This window comes from Runella sp. SP2, from assembly GCF_003711225.1.
Lineage (GTDB): Bacteria > Bacteroidota > Bacteroidia > Cytophagales > Spirosomataceae > Runella.
Genome location: NZ_CP031030.1, coordinates 1,401,560 through 1,423,737 on the forward strand (window position 1 = coordinate 1,401,560; position 22,178 = coordinate 1,423,737).

General features: G+C 41.1%; 19 protein-coding genes. 13 read left to right on the forward strand and 6 right to left on the reverse strand.

Annotated elements, in window-relative coordinates:
• Positions 1 to 95: 95 nt before the first annotated feature.
• The gene (locus DTQ70_RS05905; RefSeq protein WP_122929951.1) at positions 96 to 482 is read right to left on the reverse strand and encodes a hypothetical protein; all 387 of its coding nucleotides are present in this window, start codon (positions 480 to 482) and stop codon (positions 96 to 98) included.
• A 163-nt stretch (positions 483 to 645) separates the two neighbouring features.
• Between DTQ70_RS05905 and DTQ70_RS05910 the strand changes: the two genes are divergently transcribed.
• Positions 646 to 1,905: an aminotransferase class V-fold PLP-dependent enzyme gene (locus tag DTQ70_RS05910; RefSeq protein ID WP_122929952.1), complete on the forward strand. Its 1,260-nt coding sequence runs from the start codon at positions 646 to 648 to the stop codon at positions 1,903 to 1,905.
• Between the two features lie 62 nt (positions 1,906 to 1,967).
• On the opposite strand, the gene DTQ70_RS05915 is transcribed toward DTQ70_RS05910, so the two are convergent.
• The 3 genes from DTQ70_RS05915 to DTQ70_RS05925 form a co-directional block, all read right to left on the reverse strand.
• Entirely contained in the window at positions 1,968 to 2,441 is a 474-nt protein-coding gene (locus tag DTQ70_RS05915; RefSeq protein WP_122929953.1) for a CHRD domain-containing protein, read from the reverse strand.
• 84 nt (positions 2,442 to 2,525) lie between these two features.
• Complete coding sequence (locus DTQ70_RS05920) at positions 2,526 to 3,284, reverse strand: SH3 domain-containing protein (RefSeq protein WP_164489886.1); 759 nt, start codon at positions 3,282 to 3,284, stop codon at positions 2,526 to 2,528.
• Between the two features lie 10 nt (positions 3,285 to 3,294).
• Positions 3,295 to 4,068, reverse strand: a complete 774-nt coding sequence (locus tag DTQ70_RS05925; RefSeq protein ID WP_122929955.1) for an SDR family NAD(P)-dependent oxidoreductase — start codon at positions 4,066 to 4,068, stop codon at positions 3,295 to 3,297.
• A 219-nt stretch (positions 4,069 to 4,287) separates the two neighbouring features.
• Here DTQ70_RS05925 and DTQ70_RS05930 point away from each other — a divergent pair, with 219 nt between their 5' ends.
• Positions 4,288 to 5,145 (forward strand): alpha/beta hydrolase, encoded by an 858-nt coding sequence (locus tag DTQ70_RS05930; protein WP_164489887.1) that lies wholly within the window; start codon positions 4,288 to 4,290, stop codon positions 5,143 to 5,145.
• 8 nt (positions 5,146 to 5,153) lie between these two features.
• Here the strand turns inward: DTQ70_RS05930 and DTQ70_RS05935 are convergent, their stop codons facing one another.
• Positions 5,154 to 7,388 carry a gliding motility-associated C-terminal domain-containing protein gene (locus DTQ70_RS05935; RefSeq protein WP_122929957.1) on the reverse strand — a complete coding sequence of 745 codons (2,235 nt, stop codon included), beginning with the start codon at positions 7,386 to 7,388 and terminating at the stop codon, positions 5,154 to 5,156.
• Between the two features lie 112 nt (positions 7,389 to 7,500).
• On the opposite strand from DTQ70_RS05935, the gene rlmD reads away from it, so the two are divergent.
• Positions 7,501 to 8,913: a 23S rRNA (uracil(1939)-C(5))-methyltransferase RlmD gene (rlmD, locus tag DTQ70_RS05940; RefSeq protein ID WP_122929958.1), complete on the forward strand. Its 1,413-nt coding sequence runs from the start codon at positions 7,501 to 7,503 to the stop codon at positions 8,911 to 8,913.
• Between the two features lie 285 nt (positions 8,914 to 9,198).
• On the forward strand, positions 9,199 to 10,569 hold the full coding sequence (locus DTQ70_RS05945) for a sugar transferase (protein WP_122929959.1): 1,371 nt from the start codon (positions 9,199 to 9,201) through the stop codon (positions 10,567 to 10,569).
• Positions 10,570 to 10,575: 6 nt separating this feature from the next.
• On the opposite strand, the gene DTQ70_RS05950 is transcribed toward DTQ70_RS05945, so the two are convergent.
• Positions 10,576 to 11,310, reverse strand: coding sequence for a tyrosine-protein phosphatase (locus tag DTQ70_RS05950; RefSeq protein WP_122929960.1), 735 nt, complete (start codon positions 11,308 to 11,310; stop codon positions 10,576 to 10,578).
• 174 nt (positions 11,311 to 11,484) lie between these two features.
• Here DTQ70_RS05950 and DTQ70_RS05955 point away from each other — a divergent pair, with 174 nt between their 5' ends.
• The 9 genes from DTQ70_RS05955 (at position 11,485) to DTQ70_RS05995 (ending at position 22,113) form a co-directional block, all read left to right on the forward strand.
• The gene (locus DTQ70_RS05955; protein ID WP_229600079.1) at positions 11,485 to 12,222 is read left to right on the forward strand and encodes a polysaccharide biosynthesis/export family protein; all 738 of its coding nucleotides are present in this window, start codon (positions 11,485 to 11,487) and stop codon (positions 12,220 to 12,222) included.
• A gap of 53 nt (positions 12,223 to 12,275) precedes the next feature.
• Positions 12,276 to 14,588 carry a polysaccharide biosynthesis tyrosine autokinase gene (locus DTQ70_RS05960; RefSeq protein ID WP_122929962.1) on the forward strand — a complete coding sequence of 771 codons (2,313 nt, stop codon included), beginning with the start codon at positions 12,276 to 12,278 and terminating at the stop codon, positions 14,586 to 14,588.
• Between the two features lie 227 nt (positions 14,589 to 14,815).
• A complete protein-coding gene (gene gmd / locus DTQ70_RS05965; RefSeq protein WP_122929963.1) occupies positions 14,816 to 15,961 on the forward strand; it encodes a GDP-mannose 4,6-dehydratase in 1,146 nt (381 codons plus the stop codon).
• Positions 15,962 to 16,269: 308 nt separating this feature from the next.
• Positions 16,270 to 16,761: a UpxY family transcription antiterminator gene (locus tag DTQ70_RS05970; RefSeq protein ID WP_122929964.1), complete on the forward strand. Its 492-nt coding sequence runs from the start codon at positions 16,270 to 16,272 to the stop codon at positions 16,759 to 16,761.
• A 2-nt stretch (positions 16,762 to 16,763) separates the two neighbouring features.
• The gene (locus DTQ70_RS05975; protein WP_122929965.1) at positions 16,764 to 17,747 is read left to right on the forward strand and encodes a mannose-1-phosphate guanylyltransferase; all 984 of its coding nucleotides are present in this window, start codon (positions 16,764 to 16,766) and stop codon (positions 17,745 to 17,747) included.
• 11 nt (positions 17,748 to 17,758) lie between these two features.
• On the forward strand, positions 17,759 to 19,309 hold the full coding sequence (locus DTQ70_RS05980; protein WP_122929966.1) for an MATE family efflux transporter: 1,551 nt from the start codon (positions 17,759 to 17,761) through the stop codon (positions 19,307 to 19,309).
• 7 nt (positions 19,310 to 19,316) lie between these two features.
• Complete coding sequence (locus tag DTQ70_RS05985; protein WP_122929967.1) at positions 19,317 to 20,147, forward strand: hypothetical protein; 831 nt, start codon at positions 19,317 to 19,319, stop codon at positions 20,145 to 20,147.
• Positions 20,148 to 20,212: 65 nt separating this feature from the next.
• Positions 20,213 to 20,926, forward strand: coding sequence for a class I SAM-dependent methyltransferase (locus tag DTQ70_RS05990; RefSeq protein ID WP_122929968.1), 714 nt, complete (start codon positions 20,213 to 20,215; stop codon positions 20,924 to 20,926).
• Positions 20,923 to 22,113 carry a glycosyltransferase gene (locus DTQ70_RS05995; RefSeq protein WP_122929969.1) on the forward strand — a complete coding sequence of 397 codons (1,191 nt, stop codon included), beginning with the start codon at positions 20,923 to 20,925 and terminating at the stop codon, positions 22,111 to 22,113. The genes DTQ70_RS05990 and DTQ70_RS05995 overlap by 4 nt, the downstream gene beginning before the upstream one ends.
• The last annotated feature ends 65 nt before the right edge of the window (positions 22,114 to 22,178 follow it).

The window sequence follows — 22,178 nt, forward strand, 5'->3', positions numbered from 1 at the left end:
CAATGATGTAAAAATGAAACAATAGCAATCGCCTTGCGGCACTAAAAAGAGCTGCAAGGGAAAAATGGAGCCAATAGAGGCTCAAGAATGTTTCATTAGGCGCGTTGGGGCGGTTGCCAAATCGCTGATAAATAGGTAGCTAGTAAGTCCGAATCAGAATAAAAGGAAGGCTTTTCTGATTGTAAAATGACCACGCGAGGCGCTAATGGCTCAAACGTTGGAAAGAGGTAAATGGGAACTTGAAACGACCCACAGTCATCGTGCGACTGAAAGGGCAGTTGCTGGTCGCGGGCTGTGTCGCCATCATCCGCGTGATTTATCGCATAGTGGTGGTAGATAAAACTCAAGAAGGAAGTACCCGCGTCTCGGTGTTGGTGTTCGTGGAAGTGTACTACAAGCACAGGCAACTTGAGCAACTGATTACAAGGAGTTGCTGAAAGTAGGTAAATTGCCAATAAAAGCTTTGAAATGAACCCTTTCACGAGTGAATTTTACAGTAAAACAACCTAAATAACGACAAAGAGTATTTGTTTTTCAATGATGGTTGTCATAGTCCAACGTAATTACGAAGAAATTGGTGCCTACATGGGATACTTTTGGGGAAGAAAAATTACTTTTACTTTTTAACCATACCCCCTTATCATCATGCTTCTCAACAAACGTGAATTTCTCCAGTCTATGACAGGATTGGTAACACTGAGTCAAACGGGATTAGATATGGCTTTGTCAGCTTTTGAACATCAATCTCCCGAAGTTGTCGCCCAAAACGAAGAATTTTGGCAGGAAGTCAGAAAAGGCTTTACTGTTACGAAAGAATTTATCCATCTCGAAAACGGCTATTACGTTTTGGCATCCGACGAAGTACTAAATACGTATATAGAACACGTTAGGGATATAAATAAAATTTCATCGCGGTATATGCGGACGCGGCAGTTTGATGATAAGCTGGCCGTGCGGAAACAATTGGCGGAATTGGTGGGCGCTTCTCACGAGGAAGTAATCATTACGCGCAATACGACCGAATCACTAGATACCATCATTTCGGGCATCGACTGGAAAGTGGGCGACGAAGTGGTGATGGCTTTACAAGATTATGGTGCCATGGTTGATATGTTTAAACAACAAGCTCGCCGTTATGGGATAGTGAACAAATTTGTTTCGGTACCTAATCATCCCGCCTCCGACGACGAAATTGTTAAGCTTTACGAACAAGCCATTACGCCCAAAACCCGCCTTCTGATGGTTTGTCACATCATCAACATCACTGGGCATATTTTACCCATTCAAAAAATCGCTGACATGGCACACGCCCGTGGGGTAGAGGTGATGGTGGACGGCGCGCACGCGGTAGGGCATTTTGACTTTAAAATCCCTGATTTGCACTGTGATTACTATGGCAGTAGCCTTCATAAGTGGTTGGGGTGCCCGTTGGGGGCAGGTTTGTTGTACGTGAAGAAAGAAAAAATCAAGCAAATTTGGCCTCTATTGGGAGAAACGGGCTATCCCGACTACGACATTCGGAAACTTAATCACACTGGTACGCATCCTGTTCATACGGATTTGGCCTTGGCCGATGCCATTAATTACCACAAAAAAATAGGCATTGAACGAAAAGAAGCACGGCTGCGGTATTTGCAAACATATTGGACGTCCAAAGTCAGAAACCATCCTGGAATTATTGTAAATACTCCCGCTGATTCTACCCGCCACGGTGCGATTGGAAACGTGGGTGTAGCCAAGCTTTCGCCTGCGGAGTTGGCCAAAACGTTGATGGAAAAATATAAAATTTGGACTGTCGCGATTGACTATGCCAACGTTCACGGGGTGCGCGTAACGCCTCATTTGTTTACCACCACGCAGGAATTAGACACTTTTGTAAAAGCGTTGAAAGAACTAGCAGGCTAAAAAGAAAGCCCTTCCAAGTTGATGTTAAACTTGAAAGGGCTAATAAAAAAAGTAGAAAGTGATTATTTACGACTTGCTTTCCAAGCGTTGAAATCAACCATGTTCACTTGGCCACGAATTTCTCCACCTCTGTTTGCTGCTGTGTGAATGTTTGCATAAAGCAATCCCGAAAAGAGCAGATTTTCTTGTTGTTGGTTTAAATCCCAAGAACCAGAAATGGGTGAATTTAGTGTACTGCCAAAGTTATAAACTACTGGTCCTGCTTCCCAGCTATTGCCGCTATGGAAGTGCCCCGCAGTAGCAGTAAGACCAGAATAAGTGATTGTATAAGTGAGCTTTTTGGTCTCTTTGTTGTAAACACCCTCCATACGGCCTGTGGCACTGGTAGTGACGGGAGGTACTTCATTGGCACCTGTCAGCGTTGCTTCAAATTTGACCTCAGGATTAGTGTGTGGACCTTTTTCAGTACAGCTGACCATAACTCCCACAATCAATAGAGCGATGAAAAAGGGTAGAGCTTGCGTCAATTTCTTCATGGAATTTGCTGATTTGTTTTGTTTGAATATGCAATAATATTGTTTTCCGTGTCAATATCCAATAGTTTAGGGAGAAAAAATCCGTTATTGGATGGCCCAAACATCTAACTTTCTGGCATAGAGCGCGTGTTCGTCCCACCAAATTTGTAACCATTCATCGGTTTCACCGAGGACGATGACTTTGTTGCCTCGTGAAATCGCCTTCTTGACGGGCGCTGCCGAGGAGGGCGATTCGCGCAGGAAAGCTGTTTCCTTATTGATGATACCAATTTGGTAAAAGTCAGGTAAGTTGAGCAGTAAAAGCAAGGTACTTAAATAGAAAATCACTACCCACGTGTGGCGTCGTTGGATAAGCTCATTGTGCCTTTTTTTCTGGACAAGCACCACGAAAGCATATATCCCAACAATCAACAAAAACAACGTAAAGTAAAGGGAGTATTTTCTAAAAAATAGAAAAATGAAACTAAAGTCATCAACTTCGTAACCAGATAAATTATAATTAGCCGCTGTTTCTGTAATTTTATTCAAAACGGCTTGCCTTGGTTGGCGGTTGTAAATCATACTCAAATAATACAACTCACGGGCGTAGTCGTTTTGCTTTTCGTTGATGTACGCCAACTTATAATAAATAGGTAGAGGTGCGAGGGTTGTGTTTTTGAAGCCAGACAAGTAGCGTTCGTACAAAACTTCCGTTTCTTCAATTTTACCGTTCAAAAACAACGAATCAACTTTACGTAAATTGACGGACTGTCCCTGCGCCGACATGGCACAAAAGCAACCTATCGCCATCAAAAGTTTGATGAACGTTTTAGCCGAAAATTCGATGTTTATAGAAAAATTCAAGACCTGATTATTAGTTGTTAAGTTTTACAAAACCACCATCAATCAAATAATCACAACCAGTAATAAAGCCAGCTTCATCTGAACAAAGATAAAGCGCGAGGCTGGCAATTTCGGAAGGTTTTGCCATGCGTCCAATCGGCTGAGATTTTGATAATTTTTCAAACATTTCAGCTTCTTTGCCAGGGTAATTTTTGGCAATAAAACCATCCACAAACGGCGTATGAACACGGGCAGGAGAAAGACAATTGCAGCGAATATTGTCATGCAAATAATCTTTGGCTACCGAAAGCGTCATTGCAATCACTGCACCTTTGCTGGTCGAATACGCAAACCGATCAGGAATACCGACGGTACCTGCAATCGAAGCGGTATTTAAAATGACGCCACCACCTTTGCTTTGAAAATGAGGAATGACCGTAAAAAGACAATTATACATCCCTTTGACGTTGACGTTCATCACCCGTTCAAAATCACTTTCGCTGGTTGTATGGGCTTTCCCAACGTGCGCTACCCCCGCGTTGTTGACCAAAATATCAATGGGATGTTTCTGGATAATGGCTTGAATCGTTTCGACTACATCTGCTTGTTTTGAGACATCAACCGCGTGTGCCTCTGCCTGAAAACCCTGTTGCACCAACTCATCGGCAACGGTTTGGGCTTGGGCCTGATTGAGCTCAAGAATGTGAACATAGGCGCCTTGTTGCGCAAACAACTGACTGATTGCGAGTCCGATGCCACTGGCTCCGCCAGTTACGAGGGCTACTTTATTGGTGAGTGAGAACATGAATATAGAAATGCGGCTTTATAGAAAGTAAGTCATGATGTGGGCAAAAATACCGTGATTTTGCCGAAAAGACCTATATTTCAGGAGCAATTTTAAAGAAAGTCTGCAAAACACTGATTTAATCTTTCTTTTCGTTTAACCCGTATATAGATTGAATTCATCACACACCAACCCTAGGCGGAGGCCGTAAATATTGATAGAATGAATACTTGTTTAAAAATGACTTGGAAACTTAGCCGTGTCTTATTAGCTTCATCTCTGCTAACAATGACCTTGTTTGGCTGCCAAAGCGAAACGCTAACCCCTTTTATTGATGAGCCAATTGCGGGTTACAAAGACCTCTACGACCAGCCGTATGGTACTGATCCACTGCAACGTTTTGATATTCACTACCCCGAAACTGTTTCAGAAAAACCTTCTGAAGTGTTGATTTTATTGCACGGAGGGTCTTGGTCGGGTGGTGATAAATCATTTTTAACCCCCAGTGTCGAACAGCTTAAAAAAGCACAAAAAAACTTGACGATTGTCAATGCCAACTACCGCGTGACCAGCAAAATAGGAATACGTATTGGGCAACAAATCGCAGATATTCAACAATTAGTGACTTATTTGAGACAAAAGGCGGCAACTTATCACCTAAACGAAGGGGCTTTTGTCGTCGGTGGAGTAAGTGCAGGAGGGCACTTGGCGATGCAGTACAGTTATACCCATCCCACGGATGGTGTACGGGCGGTAGTGGGCATTGTAGCCCCCACCGACCTGACTTCCAAAGCATTGCGTGAAGCAGGTTTGGAAAAATCTATTGTGCAGCTGATTGGAAAATCGTACGAGGAAGCACCGCTTGATTTTTTGCAAGCTAGTCCCTTGAATACAATGACCCCTTCTGCTCCTAGAACCATCCTTTTTTACGGCGGGCAAGATAACATCATTACGCCTGAGCAACGGGTATTGACCGAAGCAAAATTGACGTTATACGGAATCAATCACCAAGTCTATTTTTACCCCGAACAAACCCACGATTTTTCAGCCGAGTTGCTGGCCGATAAACTGATTAATGTGTTTCGGGGTAGGTATTGATAAACAGTTTATTTGATAACTGCTAATGTTCCTTTAATGGTTTGATTGGTAAATTTTAAACCATAGTAATACTGACCAGTACTTACTCCATCAGCACACCACTTAAATTTTGTGTCAATAGAACTATAAACCAATTTTCCCCAACGGTTAAAAATTTCTATTTTCTCAAATTGAGGCCCACAAGCTACGCTCGAAATACCCTCAATAAAAAAGCAATCATTTTTGCCATCGCCGTTGGGGGTGATGACGTTTGGAACGTTTTGTTCTACGTTGGTAGCCGTCGGTAAATTGCCTAAGCGCATTCTCACGGCGAGGGTGTCGTTTTTGTTGGTACCGCAGCTATTGTCTTGGGTGATAAAATGCACCACCATTTCTTTTCCTGCCATTGTAGCGTAGTCAGCACAGTTGGGCTTCCATTCAAAACGGGAAGTGAGGCGAGGATTTCCCGTTTTTTCGTCAAATTTCATTTGGTATTGAGACAAGTTAAAGCCTTGTCCCTGGGCGTACAACCGCAGTTGGTCGGTTTTGTCGGCATCGTCGGAATAAACATCAAAAACAACCGAACCACTCCCGTCGGCGGCAGGCAAAGGAACGTCAATAACGGCTGTGGAGGTAAGATTTGTCGATACCTTTGGCTTGTTGTTGGGTAGGGGAGAGGCTTGCAGTCGAACCGTGACTGTATCCTTCACTTGGCGATTGCAGGCCACGTCGGTGACAATAAAATCAACAATGTACTCTTGTCCAACGGCGTTGCAAGGGGGAGCCCACGTAAAAGGTTGTGTCACAGTTCCTTTTCCCGTAGCATTATTGAAAGTCATACCCACCTGATTGAGTTGAAAACCCCGTCCTCTTGCTTCCAAAACGAGTTCATCGTTGTCTTTATCGCTGCCAATTACATTAAAATTGAGGGTTGTTCCTTGGGCAATGGCCGCACGGTTATTGGTCAAGTTGGTCACCACGTCAGGGTTGTTGTTGAGTGCGCCTTCAATAAAGACTCTAATACGCAACGTGTCAAGCAGTGGTTGGGGGCAGCCATCGTCGGCCACGATGACTTCAACAATAACTGGCTGGTTATTACGGCTTTCGACGCATTTTTCAAAGCAAATCTGCGCTTTCAAAGTATCAGTTGCCGACTTGGTGACGTAAGTAAGCGGATTGGCTGATACACTGGCGTCGTCAAAATTGATACCAACCGTACGAAGCGTCAGGCGTTGATTAGGGTCGCGGTCAGTTATCAATATGTCCAAACATTTCGACTGGTCGCGTTTGATCGTGAGCGTTTCGCCTTCTTTATAAAAAGCGGTTTTACCTGCTTCTCGGTAGAGGGCGGTTGGCGCAAAATTTTGGGGACAATCCACCACTTTAAACTGAAACTCTCGCCTGACCGCCCCAATTTTGACACCTTTTCGGTATTCTTCAACCAACACCGCAAAAACGTAAAGTCCTGCTTTGTCGGCGGTTACGTTGAGGATGCCCGTCTGCCGATTGATACGCAGTGGAACGGGGCCAGGAATCATGTTTTGATCGTTGATACCCGCTGCCCAATTGACCTGTGGGTAAGCACTGCTTCCCCGCGCAATGGGTTCAGGATTGTTGGTACTGGCAAAACCCGCCCACGGACGCGTCAGTGAATAGACCAAGCTATCACCATCGGCGTCTTTTCCGCTAAAATCGAAGGTAAAAGGGCGATTGAGACAAATATAATCACCTTTCAATTCGCCAAATTTGGGAGAAGAATTGGTATAAGGTTGGTTGTTTTGTACCAAAGCGGGAAATTCGGTATAAAAAGTTTCACCCGTACTCGACGGGTTGAGAATATTGGTGATGATGCTATTTCGGCAGCAACGTTCCCAAACAATGTAGTAACCGCGCGGGTCGTTAAAGTTTTGGGTATTGATAATAATTTCGCTGGAATACCTAATAAACAGCGTGCGTAAGTCGGTGTTTAAGGCGCCACAAGTAGGGTTGGTATAGCTAATGAGCTTTCGGGTTGTTTGGGGAAGCTCAATACTTCCCATGGAGGCATTGTCTGATTTGCGAAAGAAATAAAGCGTAACTGTTTGAGTTTCTGCGGCGGGACGACCATTGGCTTGGTCAAAATAAAAATTTAGCCCAACGTAAAAACGGCTAGCTGCTTGGTTGGTTGGGTAGAACTCAATTTCGCCTCCCACTATGTGCGATGCCCACGAGAGGCTTGGCACAATCATCAAAATCCACAATGTGCGAAGTAGAATTTTTTTCATTTGGTTTTAGGGCTAAACTTCTCGTTGTACTTTTGTCGCGGTGTATAAATCGGATATTCAAACTGATAAGTAATTACGCAAGAATGTTCTTTGGCGTTGCTTAAACAATACGATGAAAAATTACAAAAAAAATAGACAAGTTGTAGAAAATCTACTCATTGAGGATTTTGCTGCGGAGGGAAAGTGCATCGCCAAGCACGAGGGCGCGGTGGTGTTTATCGAAGGAAATGCGGCTCCAGGCGATGTGGTGGACGTTGAAATCTTGGCCTTCAAGAAAAAGAAATTTTACGAAGCGCGGGTGCTGCATACCCATTCGTGGTCAGAAAAAAGGGCGACGCCGTTTTGCAGTTACTTTGGCACCTGTGGTGGTTGTAAATGGCAGCACATTCAGTATTCAGAACAACTTCAATTTAAGTGGCAGCAAGTAAGTGATCATTTGCACCGAATTGCCAAGGTAGCGTTGCCAACCATCGACCCCATTGTTCCTTCTAAAGAAACAACCTTTTACCGCAATAAACTGGAGTTTACATTTTCAAATTTCCGTTGGTTTACTTTTGAAGAAATGGTGGATGGCACCGAGCTCGACCGCGACGCTTTAGGTTTTCACATACCAAAACGTTTTGACCGAATTTTGGACATAGAAAAATGTTACCTCCAGCCCGACCCGTCCAACTTAATTCGTAACGAACTCAAAGCGTTTGCTAAATCAAAAGGATTTCGGTTTTACGACCAAAAAAATAACGTTGGTTTTATGCGGAATGTAATTCTGCGCACGGCCAACACGGGCGATGTCATGGTGATTGTGCAGTTTGCCGAACCCAATCAAGAGGACATAGACGCGACGATGGCGTTTCTGAAAAACCGTTTCCCCGAAATCACGTCCTTACAATACATTATCAATACCAAAGGTAATGATTCTTACTACGACCAAACCGCCATTTTGTACGCTGGCAAACCCTACATTGAAGAGCGAATGGAAAACCTGACGTTTCGCGTGGGACCTAAATCATTTTATCAAACCAACTCCGACCAAGCCTACGAGCTTTACAAAGTAGCGCGTGAGTTTGCGGGCTTGACGGGCAACGAACACGTCTATGATTTATACACGGGTACGGGTACCATTGCCAACTTTGTGGCCCACCAAGCCAAATCTGTCGTGGGGGTAGAGTACGTGGCGGAGGCCATTGAAGATGCCAACATCAATGCACAAATCAACGGCATCACCAACGCGCGCTTTTATGCGGGCGACATGAAGAATGTTTTGAACGAAGATTTTATTCGAGAAAACGGCCATCCCGACGTCGTCATTACCGACCCACCGCGTGCGGGCATGGATGAACCCGTAGTGCGTACCCTTTTGCGTATGGAGCCGACCAAAATTGTCTATGTAAGCTGTAATTCGGCTACGCAAGCGCGTGACCTCGCCTGGTTGGACGAAAAATATGCCGTGACCAAAGTGCGTCCAGTTGATATGTTTCCGCACACGCATCACGTCGAAAATGTGGTATTGTTGGAAAGAAAATAGAAAAATGCCTTTTTAGCGCATAAAGGCGGTTTTCTAGGTGTTTTTATTGAAAAATTGGACTGCGGGAGGATTTGTTCTTTTGCCGTTTGATAAATTCTTCAATAAAAACACCCTTGGTGTGGTTGATTTTCAAAACGAATAAATTATTATTGCAAGGCATAACGATACTTTTATAGGCTAAAACCTTCAAATGGGCAAAGAATATTCTTTGGCTCAGAATGTTAATGCTTTTTAAGGAAATTGTACTATGTCTTGTTAAAGCACCACATCAAACCATAATGCGCTATGACTCAGACCACCTCATTGCCAATGATGGCGCCGAGTTATTCGATTGAGACGCGCCACAACTACACCAAGTTGTCGGCCGATTTGTTGATTGTATTATTTACTTTCTTGCTGGCCACCCAGCTTTCCCATCGCGTCTGGATTGGGCGCGACTTGCTGGTGGTTGGTGGGCTGTTGGTGGGCTGGTATGCCGCCTCCAAATTTACCCCACTTTACAACGACTTCCGAACCCTCACTTTTATCAACGAAGTGTGGGCGCTACTCCCCAACCTGCTTTTCCAGTTTGCGATTCTAACCGTTTTTTTATTCTTCCTCAATGACACCAACCATGCCCGTACTTTTTCGCTGACGTACGTTTCGTTGTTGGGCACGCTGATTACGTTAAAGATGTACGGGCTGCGGAAAATATTTCACTATTGGAACGGCAAAGGTATTTACCAAAAGACCCTGGTTGTGCTGGGTGATTCTGGTAAGATGAATGGGTTTGTTGATTTTGTCAAAAAAAATAGCCAATTTGGTTACAAAGTAGTGGGGGTTGCTCCGTTGCCGAGTTCAATAAAGCATACGGATCAGTTGGATGGTACTTTTCGTTATTTGGAGAAAGCACATTCATTACATTTGTTAGATGAGCTGATTGTTATCTCAGAAAATTTTGAAGAAGATATTGCCAAAAAAATCACCCAATGGGCTGATTCTAAGGGTATATTGTTGCGTTTTACGCCTCGTTTTCTACAGTTTCGGTCATCCCGTTTTACGTTGGAGTTGTTGGGTGGAAAACCCCTCATTTCGGTGCGAAATACCTTGCTTGATACCGATTATTACTGGTTGGTAAAGCGTTTGGCGGATGTTATTTTAAGTACGCTGGTGCTTCTTTTGGTAGGTCTGTGGCTTGTGCCCATTATCAGTCTTGCCATTGTGCTGGAATCGAGCGGGCCGATATGGATTAAAAAGAGGCTGCTTGGCCAAGGAGGAAAAGAATTTGATTCTTGGGTGTTTAGAACCCAGGTTGAAAAGCAAAAAACGTGGATTGGGCGTATCCTTTTGCAAACGAAATTGGACAAATTTCCGCGTTTGCTGAATGTTTTACGCGGTGATATGTCGCTTGTGGGGCCTCAGGCGCACAAACGTTCGGAATATTATCAATTACAGTTGGCCACCCAAAATTACAAAGTTCGCTACCGGGTAAAACCTGGTTTGATGGGCTGGGCTGAAACCAACGAGGTGGAGATACAAGCGGGAACTGACCCTGCCGTACTCCAACAAAAAGTGGATTACGACATTTGGTACATCGAAAATTGGAGTTTGTTGCTCGACGGCGAAATTATGGTTAAGACCTTTTACAAGGTGTTTAGAAGTGTTATTTTTAGGTAAAAAAGTTTACAAAAGGGCATTTTTGAAGTTTCCTTTTTGGAGTAATTTAGCGAGGTCAGCATCAAACTGATGGGCAACAAAAAGCTCCAAATGGCGGTCGTGGTGCAAATCAGTTCCTAGAAAATCAACCAAATCGAGCTTAATAAGCTGTTGGGCGATTTTTTTGGTGGCTGGGCCGTAGTAGCCGCACAACGAAGGTAAATTAACCTGCAACATACACCCCAATTCATGGATGTGTTTGTAGGTGTTCATGGAGTGGTGGAGGTAATTATAGCGCTCAGGATGCGCCAAAATCGGCTGGTATCCTCTGGTAAGTAGTTGAAAAATAACAGTTTCTAATTGCTGACTAGGAGCAACAAACGACATTTCGATGAGTACATACCGACCTGTCCCAAACGACAACAGGTCGTTGGACGATAGGAGTTGTTCAAAATGTTTGTCCACGAAGTATTCGGCAGCGGCCTCAATTTTGATGCCTAGCCCTTGCTTGCTGGCCTCTTTTTGAAGTTGGGCAAGACCCGATTGAATGATGGCTGTGGTATTGTTGTAGAGGCCATCGTAGATGTGCGGTGTGGTGACGACGCGTTGAAGCCCCATCTCCTGAAAACGTTGCAGGTAGCGGAGGGAGGTAGCAAGGTCGGGGCTGCCATCATCGATGCCAGGAATAAGGTGTGAGTGAATATCCGTTTGGAGGAGTTCAAAAATGGAGGTTGTAGATTTTTTCTTAAAGAAAGAGAACATAGAGTTTCTGATAAGTTGTCAAAAGATAGGGTTTTCTTTTGACTGGAATAGAGAACAAAAATAACGGTTTAAATTATCATTTATTTTCATTGAATGAATTACTCTCTTTTTACGCGAAGCAAACTAACTGCTTTTTTGTTAGGATGTATCTTTTTGAGCTCACTCTACGGATGTATGAGTCCTAAGCAAATTGTCTATTTCCAATCCACAGATTCAACGCAGACAGTCCTGCTTCCACCCATCAAACCAGTGGTTGCCCGTATCCAACCCAATGATATTTTGGCGATTACTGTAGGAAGTTTTAACCAAGAATCTAACGAAATTTTGAATTTTGCTAACGTTAATTCATTGACTACCAGTAGTTATCCAGGCTTGCAAGGTAACTCTGCTAAGGGACAGCCGCTGGGCTATTTGGTGGATACCAGCGGACACGTTGAAATTCCATTTGTGGGGAAAATTAAGCTTGTAGGACTCACCCTCGACCAAGCGGCAAACCTTGTGCGAGGAGAGGTAAGTAAGTCGTTGAAAGATCCAGCAATTAATGTGCGCTTTCTCAACCACAAGTATTCAATTTTAGGGGAAGTTAATCGCCCTGCCACTTATAACCTCCTTGACGATAACACGACATTGCCCTCAGCGCTGGCCATGGCGGGAGATTTGACGGTGTATGGACAACGAAACAACGTGATGCTAATTCGAGAAACCGAAAAAGGAAGAGAAATTGTAAAAATTAACCTCTTAAACCGCGACGTCCTCAACTCACCATACTACTACATCCGAAATGGAGACATTATTTACGTAGAACCTAGCAAAGCAAAGGTTACGTTTAATGACCGCACAGTACAGCTTATTCCCATTGTCACAAGTATTACCACTGCTTTTGTAGTGGCGTTAAATCTCTTGTTACGGTAGTTGTAAGTGGTTGATTTCTAATAATATACTATTTGTTATTGATTTTAAACTCTATGGAAAATCTTGAATTTTGGCAAGAAAAAGAAGAAGACTTTAATTTAAAGTTATTTCTCTTAAAATACCTCCGCTATTGGTATTGGTTTGTACTGGCCCTGGTGGTCGCATTGGGGGGCGCTTTCTTTTATTTGCAATTTACCGTCCCCATCTATAAAGTTTCTGCTACTATTTTGATCAAAGACGAGAAAAAAGGAATGGGAGGCGGTAACGAAATGCTCAAAGAACTTGATTTGTTCAACGGTAACAAAATCGTTGAAAATGAGATGGAAGTGCTCAAGTCGCGTACCCTCATGGAAAAAGTGATTGATGGCCTTAACCTGACCGTTTCTTATTTCGATGAAGGGACATATCGCGATACTGAGCTGTTTCAAAAATCGCCCATTACGTTGAATTACACCCAATTACAAGATGTGGCTTTTACAATGCCCATGTACATCAGGACGGTGGACGCGCAGCACTTTGAGTTACTGGATAATGACCATAAAACCATCGGGAATTACATTTACACCCAACCTGTCACCAACACATATGGTCGATTTCGGGTGTTTTTAGCCCAGCCCAACGTCCCCAAAGGAAGGCTTATTAAGTTGAGATTCAGCCAAAAAGAGAGTTTAATCGGGGCGTTCATCAACCAAATTCAGATTGAGCTCCTCAATGCAAAAAGTACGGTTTTGCAGCTTTCGATTGAGAGTCCTGTGCCTGAAAAAGGAAAAGCGATTTTGAGTAAACTACTTGAGACTTACACCTTTTCGGCATTGGAAGATAAAAATTTGGAAGCAAGCAATACCCTCCGTTTTATCGAAGACCGTCTTAAACTTATTACGGGAGAGCTTGTATCGGTTGAAAAAGACGTGGAATCGTACAAAACTTCCCAAGGAATCACCGATTTGAGTACAGAGGCTAACCTATTCCTCGAAAAAGTCAAAGAAAATGACACCAAACTCAACGAAGTTGACATTCAGCTAAAAGTATTGGAAGGAGTGGAGCGCTACCTACAAAATGGCCAAGGAACGGTGGCACCCGCAAGTTTGATGGTGACTGACCCTATTTTGACTTCTTTTATTGAGAAACTCAGTGAATTGGAACTGCAAAAAGAAAAAATGGCGCGAACGGTGCAGCCAGGTAACCCATTTTTGGAAACCCTAAACACGCAGATCTCCAATACCAAACAAGCTGTTCGGGAAAATGTCAATAACCAAAAAAATGGATTACTCGTCACTAGAGCAAGTTTGGCAGGTTTAAACAAACGTTTTGAAGGGTCTATCAGTCGGATTCCGCGTAAAGAAAGGGAGTTTGTGACTATCCAACGCCAACAAAATATCAAAGAAAACTTGTATTTGCTTCTGTTGCAAAAACGCGAAGAAACCGCGCTTTCTTATGCTTCTACCGTGACTGACAGCCGTTTGGTGGACAAACCATACGCCACCCCTGCCCCCATTAAACCCAATACAAAAGTGATTTATTTGGTGGCTTTGCTTTTGGGAATTGTAGTGCCAGCGGCCGTGATGAACATTCGCGAATTACTCAATGACCGCGTTCAGTCGCGCAAGGAAATTGAGTCGGAGACGGGGCTGCCAGTTTTTGGGGAAATTGCTTTAAAACCTAAAGAAATTAAAACCAATCTGCTCGATGTTCAGAGCCGAACTTTTATTGCCGAGCAGTTTCGCCTCCTGCGTACCAACTTGCAGTACATCAACCCCGACAATAAACACAAAGGAAATGTGATTTTGTTGACCTCTTCCACCAGTGGAGAGGGTAAAAGCTTCATTACCCTCAATTTAGCCATCAGTATTGCTGCTTTGGGCAAACGGGTGGCGGTGTTGGAGTTAGACATGCGGAAGCCCAAACTAACAAAGTACCTTGGCCTCACCCGCGAGAAAGGCCTCTCTAACTTTTTAGCGGGCGCCGCAGACCCCATGGAGATTGCCAAAAAAACGGAGATTGAAAATTTGTTTTTGGCCTCTTGCGGCCCATTGCCACCCAATCCAGCCGAATTACTCTCCAACGGAAAAATGGAAACGCTGCTGGCAACCTACCGAGAATACTTTGATTATATCTTACTCGATACCCCGCCCGTAGGATTGGTGACGGATGCCTTGGTGCTTGCGCCTTACATCGATTCTTGTTTCTATGTTGTGAGACATGAAGTGACGGTTAAAAAAGACTTGACTATTTTGGCTGATTTGAAGAAATTCAATAAGTACAAATCCATTAATGTCATATTTAATGGGGTTAATTACCGCAACAGCCAAGAGTATCGCTATGGCTACGGCTATGGTTACAAGTATGGAAAAGGGTATTATGGGTAGCCAATAGGCATATACGTCTTCGAGCTAAGTTGCTGATTTCAATTCCATAAAAGACATGACTGCGGACATAGTTTAATTCTTTCTTAGAATGTTTATGTATTTTTGCCACTTGATAAATATCTTGAAAAATTTAATAAAAAAGCATAGGTACTTACGTCTTTAGTGTGTATATTAGCAGTGCGAAACTAGTAGAAGTAAGCAAACCTTGAACTCACCCACCAACGATTATGACAAACAAAGTAGCAATAATAACGGGAGTCACAGGCCAAGACGGCGCTTACCTGAGCGAATTACTCTTGGCGAAAGGCTACACCGTTCATGGTATTAAGCGGCGGAGTTCCCTCTTTAATACCGAACGAATCGATCACCTGTACGAAGACCCGCACGTGGAAAACCCTCGGTTTATTTTGCACTACGGCGACTTGACCGATTCGATGAATTTGACCCGTATCATTCAAGAAGTACAACCCGACGAAATTTACAACCTTGCGGCCATGAGCCACGTCAAAGTAAGTTTCGACGAACCCGAATACACCGCAAACGCCGATGGCATTGGTACCCTGCGTATTTTAGAGGCCGTGCGCTTGTTGGGCTTGTCCCACAAAACCAAAATTTACCAAGCTTCTACCTCCGAACTATACGGGTTGGTACAAGCCATACCACAATCTGAAACCACCCCGTTTTATCCTCGTTCGCCCTACGCGGTCGCCAAGATGTACGCGTATTGGATTACGGTCAACTACCGTGAAGCTTACGGGATGTATGCCTGCAACGGGATTTTGTTTAACCACGAATCGCCCCTGCGCGGTGAAACTTTTGTCACCCGCAAAGTAACGCGGGCGGCGGCAAAAATAGCCCTGGGGCTACAAGATGCGTTGTATATGGGGAATTTGGACGCCCAACGTGATTGGGGCCACGCCAAAGACTATGTGGAAGCCATGTACCTCATTTTACAACAAGAAATGCCTGAGGATTATGTAGTGGCTACGGGCGTAACCACCCGCGTGCGGGATTTTATTCGTAAGACTTTTGCCTTTTTAGGGATTACGCTTGACTTTACGGGTGAAAACGAAAATGAAATTGGCATCATAAGTGCGGTTGATACCGTACGTCTCGACGAATTGGGCATTGCCTTGGGCAATCACTTGGCACTTGGTACCGTGGTAGTGAAAATTGATTCTCGCTACTACCGTCCCACTGAAGTAGAATTACTGATTGGCGATCCGACCAAAGCAAAGGAAAAACTAGGCTGGACGCCAAAACACACGCTCGACATGCTCATTGCCGATATGGCGATGTCTGACTTGCGGTTGTTCCAAAAAGATAAACTTTTACTCGAAGAAGGATTTAACGTCCTGAACTATTATGAATAATTCTCTTTTTACTGCTTTACCATTATTAGTAGAAAGAGCTATCAACGAAGGGCTCTAAATTACTCAACGTAATTTCCCCTCGCACATACGTTGCCCGAAGCTAGGCCCATCCGGGACTGAAAGGGCGAAGCCGTAAAAAAAATAGTTACTCGAAACCCGTTTTTGAGTAAGGTAGGAGAGGTATGCAAGTTTGCGTATATAGAAATACGTTAATTGATTTCGCCACAAACTAAGTCTATCCGGGACTGAAAGGGCGAAGCTATAAAAAAGGAGTCACTCGTCATTCACACATTCGACACTAAAAAAATATGCCTTGGTTTGTGATTTATACGAAATCTCGGAGTGAGAAACTCGTCGCTGACAAATTGAAGGAGAAGGGAATTGAAGTTTTTTGCCCTATCCTCAAAATTAAGCGAAAGTGGTCAGATCGAGTCAAGACAGTAGAAGAACCACTTTTTCGGTCCTATTGTTTTGTACGCCTCGAAGAACACGAACGCAGCAAGGTATTTGATGTGCATGGCGTGGTACGCTATTTGTTTTGGCTCAAAAAACCTGCCATCGTGCGCGATTCGGAAATAGAAACTATCGAGCGAATGCTCGGTACCTACGACCATCAGGCCATCAAAGCAGAACGCTACGAGCTCAACACGCCCGTTACCATTAGTTCAGGCGCTTTTGCCAATGCCACGGGAGAGGTAGTGGGGCAACAAGGAAACGAACTGAGGATAATGCTGGATTCGTTGGGAATGGTATTGAAGGTGGATTTGGCGAAGACACAGGTAGCTTTAACCCCATCCTAATTATGTCAATCATCCACGTCATACTATCAGGAGGAGTAGGCAGCCGTCTTTGGCCCTTATCGACCAAAGAGCGCCCTAAGCAATATTTGCCGTTGTTTAACGACAAAACGTTGTTTAGCCATACCGTAGAGCGTAACCGCCCCTTTTGTGAACAGGTGATTGTGGTGGGCAACAAAGACAACTACCAATTGAGCCGCGAAGAACTTGATGTGATTGGACTGACGGACTACACCGAAATCGTAGAAGCTGCCCCGCGCAATACCGCAGCGGCCATTGCGTTTGCGGCCTTTTCCGTGGCTCCTGAGGCAGTTTTGTTGGTGACTCCCTCTGACCACATCATCTCCAACGAGAAAGCGTATTCAAACGCGTTTAAAAGCGCTTTTCAATGGGCTAAAAACGATTATTTGGTGACGTTTGGCATCACTCCTCACAAACCTGAAACGGGGTATGGCTACATTGAATACAACGGAGACGAGGTGATTAGCTTCCGCGAAAAACCAGACATTGAAACGGCTACGCAATTTCTTGTATCGGGAAAGTTTCTGTGGAACAGCGGGATGTTTTGTTTTAAAGCCAAGGTATTTTTGGAAGAACTTGCTAAGTACGAACCCGAACTGTTTGCCGCTGCCCAGCATGCCTGGCAAAACCAACAAGGTGGGTTTCTTCCGCAGTTTGAAACCTTAGCCATTCCATCCAAAAGCATTGACTACGCCGTGATGGAACGCTCTCAACGCATTAAAGTAGTCCCTGCCACCTTTGAATGGTACGATTTAGGCTCGTACGAAGCCCTGTGGGACTATTTTGAAGCGAAAGGCCACGACCATCATTTTAGGGAAAACAACATGGTCTTACAAACGGGTCAAAAACACGTAGAATTGGTGGGAGTAGATGGGCTGGTAATAGTTGAAACCGAAAATACCATTTTGGTATTGCCAAAATCAAAATCTCAGGAGGTAAAAAGGGTGTATGAGCGCCTCAAGGGATAAAAAGAAAACGCATGTCAGTAGCACACAGAGTTATAAAAAATACGGGGTTTTTGTACGCCAAAATGGGGATAACAATGTTTATTTCCCTTTATACGACCCGCCTAGTACTCAACTCGCTTGGCGCCGAAGACTTTGGGATTTTTAACATCGTGGGAGGTGCCATTGCCATGCTGGGGTTCTTAAACGCTGCAATGGGAGGGGCAACTCAACGTTACATGTCTTATGCTGAAGGGGAAGGGAATAAAGAAAAACTAAAGAAAATTTTTAATATAAGCACTGTATTCCACTTTTTGACAGCACTTCTATTGGGTTTTATATTAATTGTCGCTGGTTGTTTTTTTTTTAATAAGATATTAAATATTGACGCTGAGCGAAGTTATGCTGCTAAGGTAGTGTATTGTAGCCTAATAACAAGTACTGTATTTACTGTGATGACAGTACCTTACGATGCGATACTTAATGCTCATGAAAATATGCGCTATTATTCTGTTGTGGGAGTAATAGAATCTCTAATGAGGTTAGCTGTAGCATTCGCGGTAGTATATTCGAGAGAAGATAAATTGATTGTTTATGGTATTTTAATGTCATTCGTTCCGTTTATCACAATGATTATCATGCGTGTTTATTGCCATAGACGATATGAGGAATGTACTATTGCACCAAGGCTTTATTGGGACAAGCAACTTTCAAGAGAGATGGTTAGATATGCTAGCTGGAGTTTATTTAGGGCAAGTACTGGAATGCTATCTCAATATGGCTTAAGTATAGTACTTAACAGTTTTTATGGAACTCTATTAAATGCAGCACAAGGAATAGCAAATCAAATTTCAGGACAATTAGCAGTATTTTCTACTACTATGATGAAAGTATTGACCCCTATCATAAACAAGGAAGAAGGCACAGGGAATCGCAGAGTAATGATTAATACAGTAATGATAGGCACAAAGTTTTCTTTTTTTATATTATCAGTATTTATCATTCCATTTATAATTGAAACACCTTATATTTTAAAAATATGGCTTAAAAAAGTTCCTGAATGGGCAGTTTTATTTACCAGACTACAACTGTTACGAAGTATGATTGAACAGTTGTCTATATTAATGGAAAATGCAATAGCTGCGAAGGGAAATATAAAAGAATTTACAATAATTAAAAGTGTATTAAATATACTTCCAGTTATACTAACATATTGCTGTTTTTATTTTGGATATTCGCCGTATTTTTTATATTTAAATTGGATTACAATAGGTGGAATTATTGGAGGTGGGCTTTTGTTATACTTTACCCATAAAGAATGCGGTCTATTGTATTCGGAGTATTTTATAAAAGTATTTAATCCATGCATTAAATTGTTATTAATTATGTTTATTTGTGGGTTATTTCCATTATTATTTATGCCAATTTCTTTCTTTAGACTCTTAACAGTGTGCTTTATTACAATAATGGCTTTTGTTATATCATTATATATATTTTTATTAACAAATCAAGAAAAGATTATTATTCGTACTTTATTAAGTAAAATATTGAAAACAACTCAAATTAAGGCTAAATTATCTGTCTAAAAAGAATATGGAAGGTACAATTATATATGCTTCAGGTCAAATGTGTAATCAATTTTGGGTCTATTCTAACTTCATAGCAGATGCAATTGACACAAATGAAAGAGTTGGAATATGGGCACCAAATTTTAATATTGAAGATTTTCCGAGTTTATATCATTCGAAATATGTGAGATTTCCATTTTTTATAAAGGGAATAATAAGGTTTATTGGATATAAAAAATATAAAAAGTACGTTCAACCATTCCTTTCTGCAAGAATAATATTGATGCTTTGTTGTCTTTTAAGCAGAGTAATTCCTAGGATATCCTTTAAAGTAATTGACATCTCATACATGAAAAGTAAGAACAGAGCCAAATATTTAAATCAATTAAAGGAGTTATTTGCACCAGATAAATATATTTTAGATGACGTGACTTTACTATTTAATTCCAAAAGATCGGAATACAACCAAATTGTTGGTATTCATATAAGACATGGAGATTATCGTACATTTAAGGGTGGTAAATATTTTTACCAGTTAAATGAGTATAAAAAAATCATGAAACAAATCATTTACATGTTTAAAAGTGACCTTAAAATTGGATTCTTTATTGCATGTAATGAAAATATTAATTACATTAAGTTTAATGAATTTAATTTTTTTTATATTGAAAATTCAAATTCATTAAAAGATTTAATGGGACTTAGCCTATGCGATTATATAATCGGACCTCCATCTTCCTACTCTGCATGGGCCTCACTATATACGCACACACCCTTATATTTTGTTGAAGATATAAAAAGTGAAATATCAAAAGACAAGTTTATTCATATTGAAGATATTTGGTTTTTAAAATAGAAACATTTAAACATAGTAATAGTATAACTACTATTATTAATTACTCTATATAAATTATTTTTATTATGACTCAGTCAGATTACAAAGAAATGTATTTTCTAAACCCAAGCATAAAACATAACGGATATGCGTCTTATCCAATTCGATTATCAATTAGAAAGGCAATTGAAGAATTGAAAAATAAAATTGAGGGTGAAGTTATTGATATTGGATGTGGGGTTATGCCTTACAAAGAACTGTTGATTCAAAATAATAAAATATCAAAATATACTGGAATTGATTGGGAAGGTGGTTCTTACGAGCATATTTCAAAACCAGATTTGTATTGGGACGGGAGAAAAATACCACTTTCAGATAATAGTGTAGATTGGGTTATTGCTACTGAAATCTTAGAACACTATTTTGATACAAAATCAATTTTAGATGAAATAAAAAGAGTACTAAAGCCAGGAGGGAAATTATTTTTTACAGTTCCTTTTGTTATGACTTTATACGAAGTTCCATATGATGAGTTTCGATTTACACCATTTTCTCTTCAAAAATATTTTGAATTAGTAGGGTATAGTAAATATGAAATAAAGCCATTAGGAGGAATAAACTTTAGTCTGGCAATTATGTATGGGAATAGGGTACAAAATAAAAGTTTGTGTAAGGTATTGAGAAAAATATTACCAATTTTACTACACCCATTTTATGTGCTTTTGATAAAAAAAGATTTGAAAACAGAGTTTATTAATTCTGCTTATCCGTCAGGGCTGTTTGGGTTTGTGGAGAAATGAAATCAGAGTTGAATATATTATTTATCTCTTTTGATGCAGACCCCCCTCATATGGGAGGAACTGCTACTGTTGTGAATGTACTTGCTAAAGCCTTTCAGTCAATGGGTCATTTTGTTGCATTGGGGTATTTCGAAGACTCAAATTATCCATCACAATTTTTTAAATATAAAATCAAATTAAATGTAGAAAATAAAAAAGAAATAGAGGTATTTATGTCGCAACATAAATTTGATATAGTTTACAATACACAGGCCATGAATACTGATTTTTTATTTCTAAGATCTTTATTTGTAGAAAATTGTAAAATTATTTCTGCTTATCATAATAAACCCCGATTGCGTTATCTTTCTTTAGAGTCATTAATGAATATTTATTACTCATCTAAGAATCCATTATATAAAATATATACTCTTGCAAAGATCCCCTTGCTTCCTATTTGGAAATATAAATTACAAAAAGAAGAGAGAGTGAAATTTGCAAAAATGGTTGAGCATAGTGATAGAGTTCAATTACTATCTAAAAAATTTTACCCTACCTTCTTTGAAATTCTGCCAAAAACGCCAGTGAGTAAATTGATAGCGATTGGAAATCCTGTTGTGTTTGAAAATTTTTATCCTGTTGGTAAGTTAGTGGAAAAAGAAAAAAAAGTAATTGTTGTATGTTCAGTTAACTATCAAAAGAGGCCTGAATTAATGATTAAGATATGGTCAGAGATTGAAAAGGATGAAAATTTCATGGAGTGGTCTTTTGACTTTATTGGAGGAGGTGATGGCTTTGATAGAATTATAAGAATGTCAGAGAAATTAAATTTAAAACGTATAAAGTTTTTGGGATATCAACAACCTGAAACTTTTTACAATAAAGCATCAATATTTATGATGACATCACGATATGAAGGTTGGCCAATGGTCCTCATGGAAGCTATGCAAATGGGAGTAGTGCCAATTGTATTTAACAGCTTTGAATCTTTAGATGAAATAGTTGTTGACAAAAAAACTGGATATATTATTTCTAATAACGACTTAAAAGGGTTTGTAAATCGAATGAAATGGCTTATGAAAAATGAAAATATAAGGCATTTATTAGCAAAAAATGCAATTAAAAGTTGTGAAAATTTCAGAATAGAAAAGATATATTATAAGTATTTGTATATTTTTAAAGAATTGCTTATTGAGAAAGAGAAATGATTTTGAAAAAAAGATAATTATGTTGTGAAAATTTTAGAATAGAAAAAATATACTAAATGTATTTT

What these genes read in the sequence shown, in the direction of transcription:
- DTQ70_RS05935 (WP_122929957.1), bottom strand. Translation starts at nt 7,388, where the DNA reads ATGAAAAAAATTCTACTTCGCACATTGTGGATTTTGATGATTGTGCCA.
- DTQ70_RS05915 (WP_122929953.1), bottom strand. Translation starts at nt 2,441, where the DNA reads ATGAAGAAATTGACGCAAGCTCTACCCTTTTTCATCGCTCTATTGATT.
- DTQ70_RS05960 (WP_122929962.1), top strand. Translation starts at nt 12,276, where the DNA reads ATGGAAAATCTTGAATTTTGGCAAGAAAAAGAAGAAGACTTTAATTTA.
- gmd (WP_122929963.1), top strand. Translation starts at nt 14,816, where the DNA reads ATGACAAACAAAGTAGCAATAATAACGGGAGTCACAGGCCAAGACGGC.
- DTQ70_RS05970 (WP_122929964.1), top strand. Translation starts at nt 16,270, where the DNA reads ATGCCTTGGTTTGTGATTTATACGAAATCTCGGAGTGAGAAACTCGTC.
- DTQ70_RS05995 (WP_122929969.1), top strand. Translation starts at nt 20,923, where the DNA reads ATGAAATCAGAGTTGAATATATTATTTATCTCTTTTGATGCAGACCCC.
- DTQ70_RS05985 (WP_122929967.1), top strand. Translation starts at nt 19,317, where the DNA reads ATGGAAGGTACAATTATATATGCTTCAGGTCAAATGTGTAATCAATTT.
- DTQ70_RS05990 (WP_122929968.1), top strand. Translation starts at nt 20,213, where the DNA reads ATGACTCAGTCAGATTACAAAGAAATGTATTTTCTAAACCCAAGCATA.
- DTQ70_RS05930 (WP_164489887.1), top strand. Translation starts at nt 4,288, where the DNA reads ATGACTTGGAAACTTAGCCGTGTCTTATTAGCTTCATCTCTGCTAACA.
- DTQ70_RS05955 (WP_229600079.1), top strand. Translation starts at nt 11,485, where the DNA reads ATGAGTCCTAAGCAAATTGTCTATTTCCAATCCACAGATTCAACGCAG.
- DTQ70_RS05945 (WP_122929959.1), top strand. Translation starts at nt 9,199, where the DNA reads ATGACTCAGACCACCTCATTGCCAATGATGGCGCCGAGTTATTCGATT.
- rlmD (WP_122929958.1), top strand. Translation starts at nt 7,501, where the DNA reads ATGAAAAATTACAAAAAAAATAGACAAGTTGTAGAAAATCTACTCATT.
- DTQ70_RS05925 (WP_122929955.1), bottom strand. Translation starts at nt 4,068, where the DNA reads ATGTTCTCACTCACCAATAAAGTAGCCCTCGTAACTGGCGGAGCCAGT.
- DTQ70_RS05975 (WP_122929965.1), top strand. Translation starts at nt 16,764, where the DNA reads ATGTCAATCATCCACGTCATACTATCAGGAGGAGTAGGCAGCCGTCTT.
- DTQ70_RS05980 (WP_122929966.1), top strand. Translation starts at nt 17,759, where the DNA reads ATGTCAGTAGCACACAGAGTTATAAAAAATACGGGGTTTTTGTACGCC.
- DTQ70_RS05910 (WP_122929952.1), top strand. Translation starts at nt 646, where the DNA reads ATGCTTCTCAACAAACGTGAATTTCTCCAGTCTATGACAGGATTGGTA.
- DTQ70_RS05950 (WP_122929960.1), bottom strand. Translation starts at nt 11,310, where the DNA reads ATGTTCTCTTTCTTTAAGAAAAAATCTACAACCTCCATTTTTGAACTC.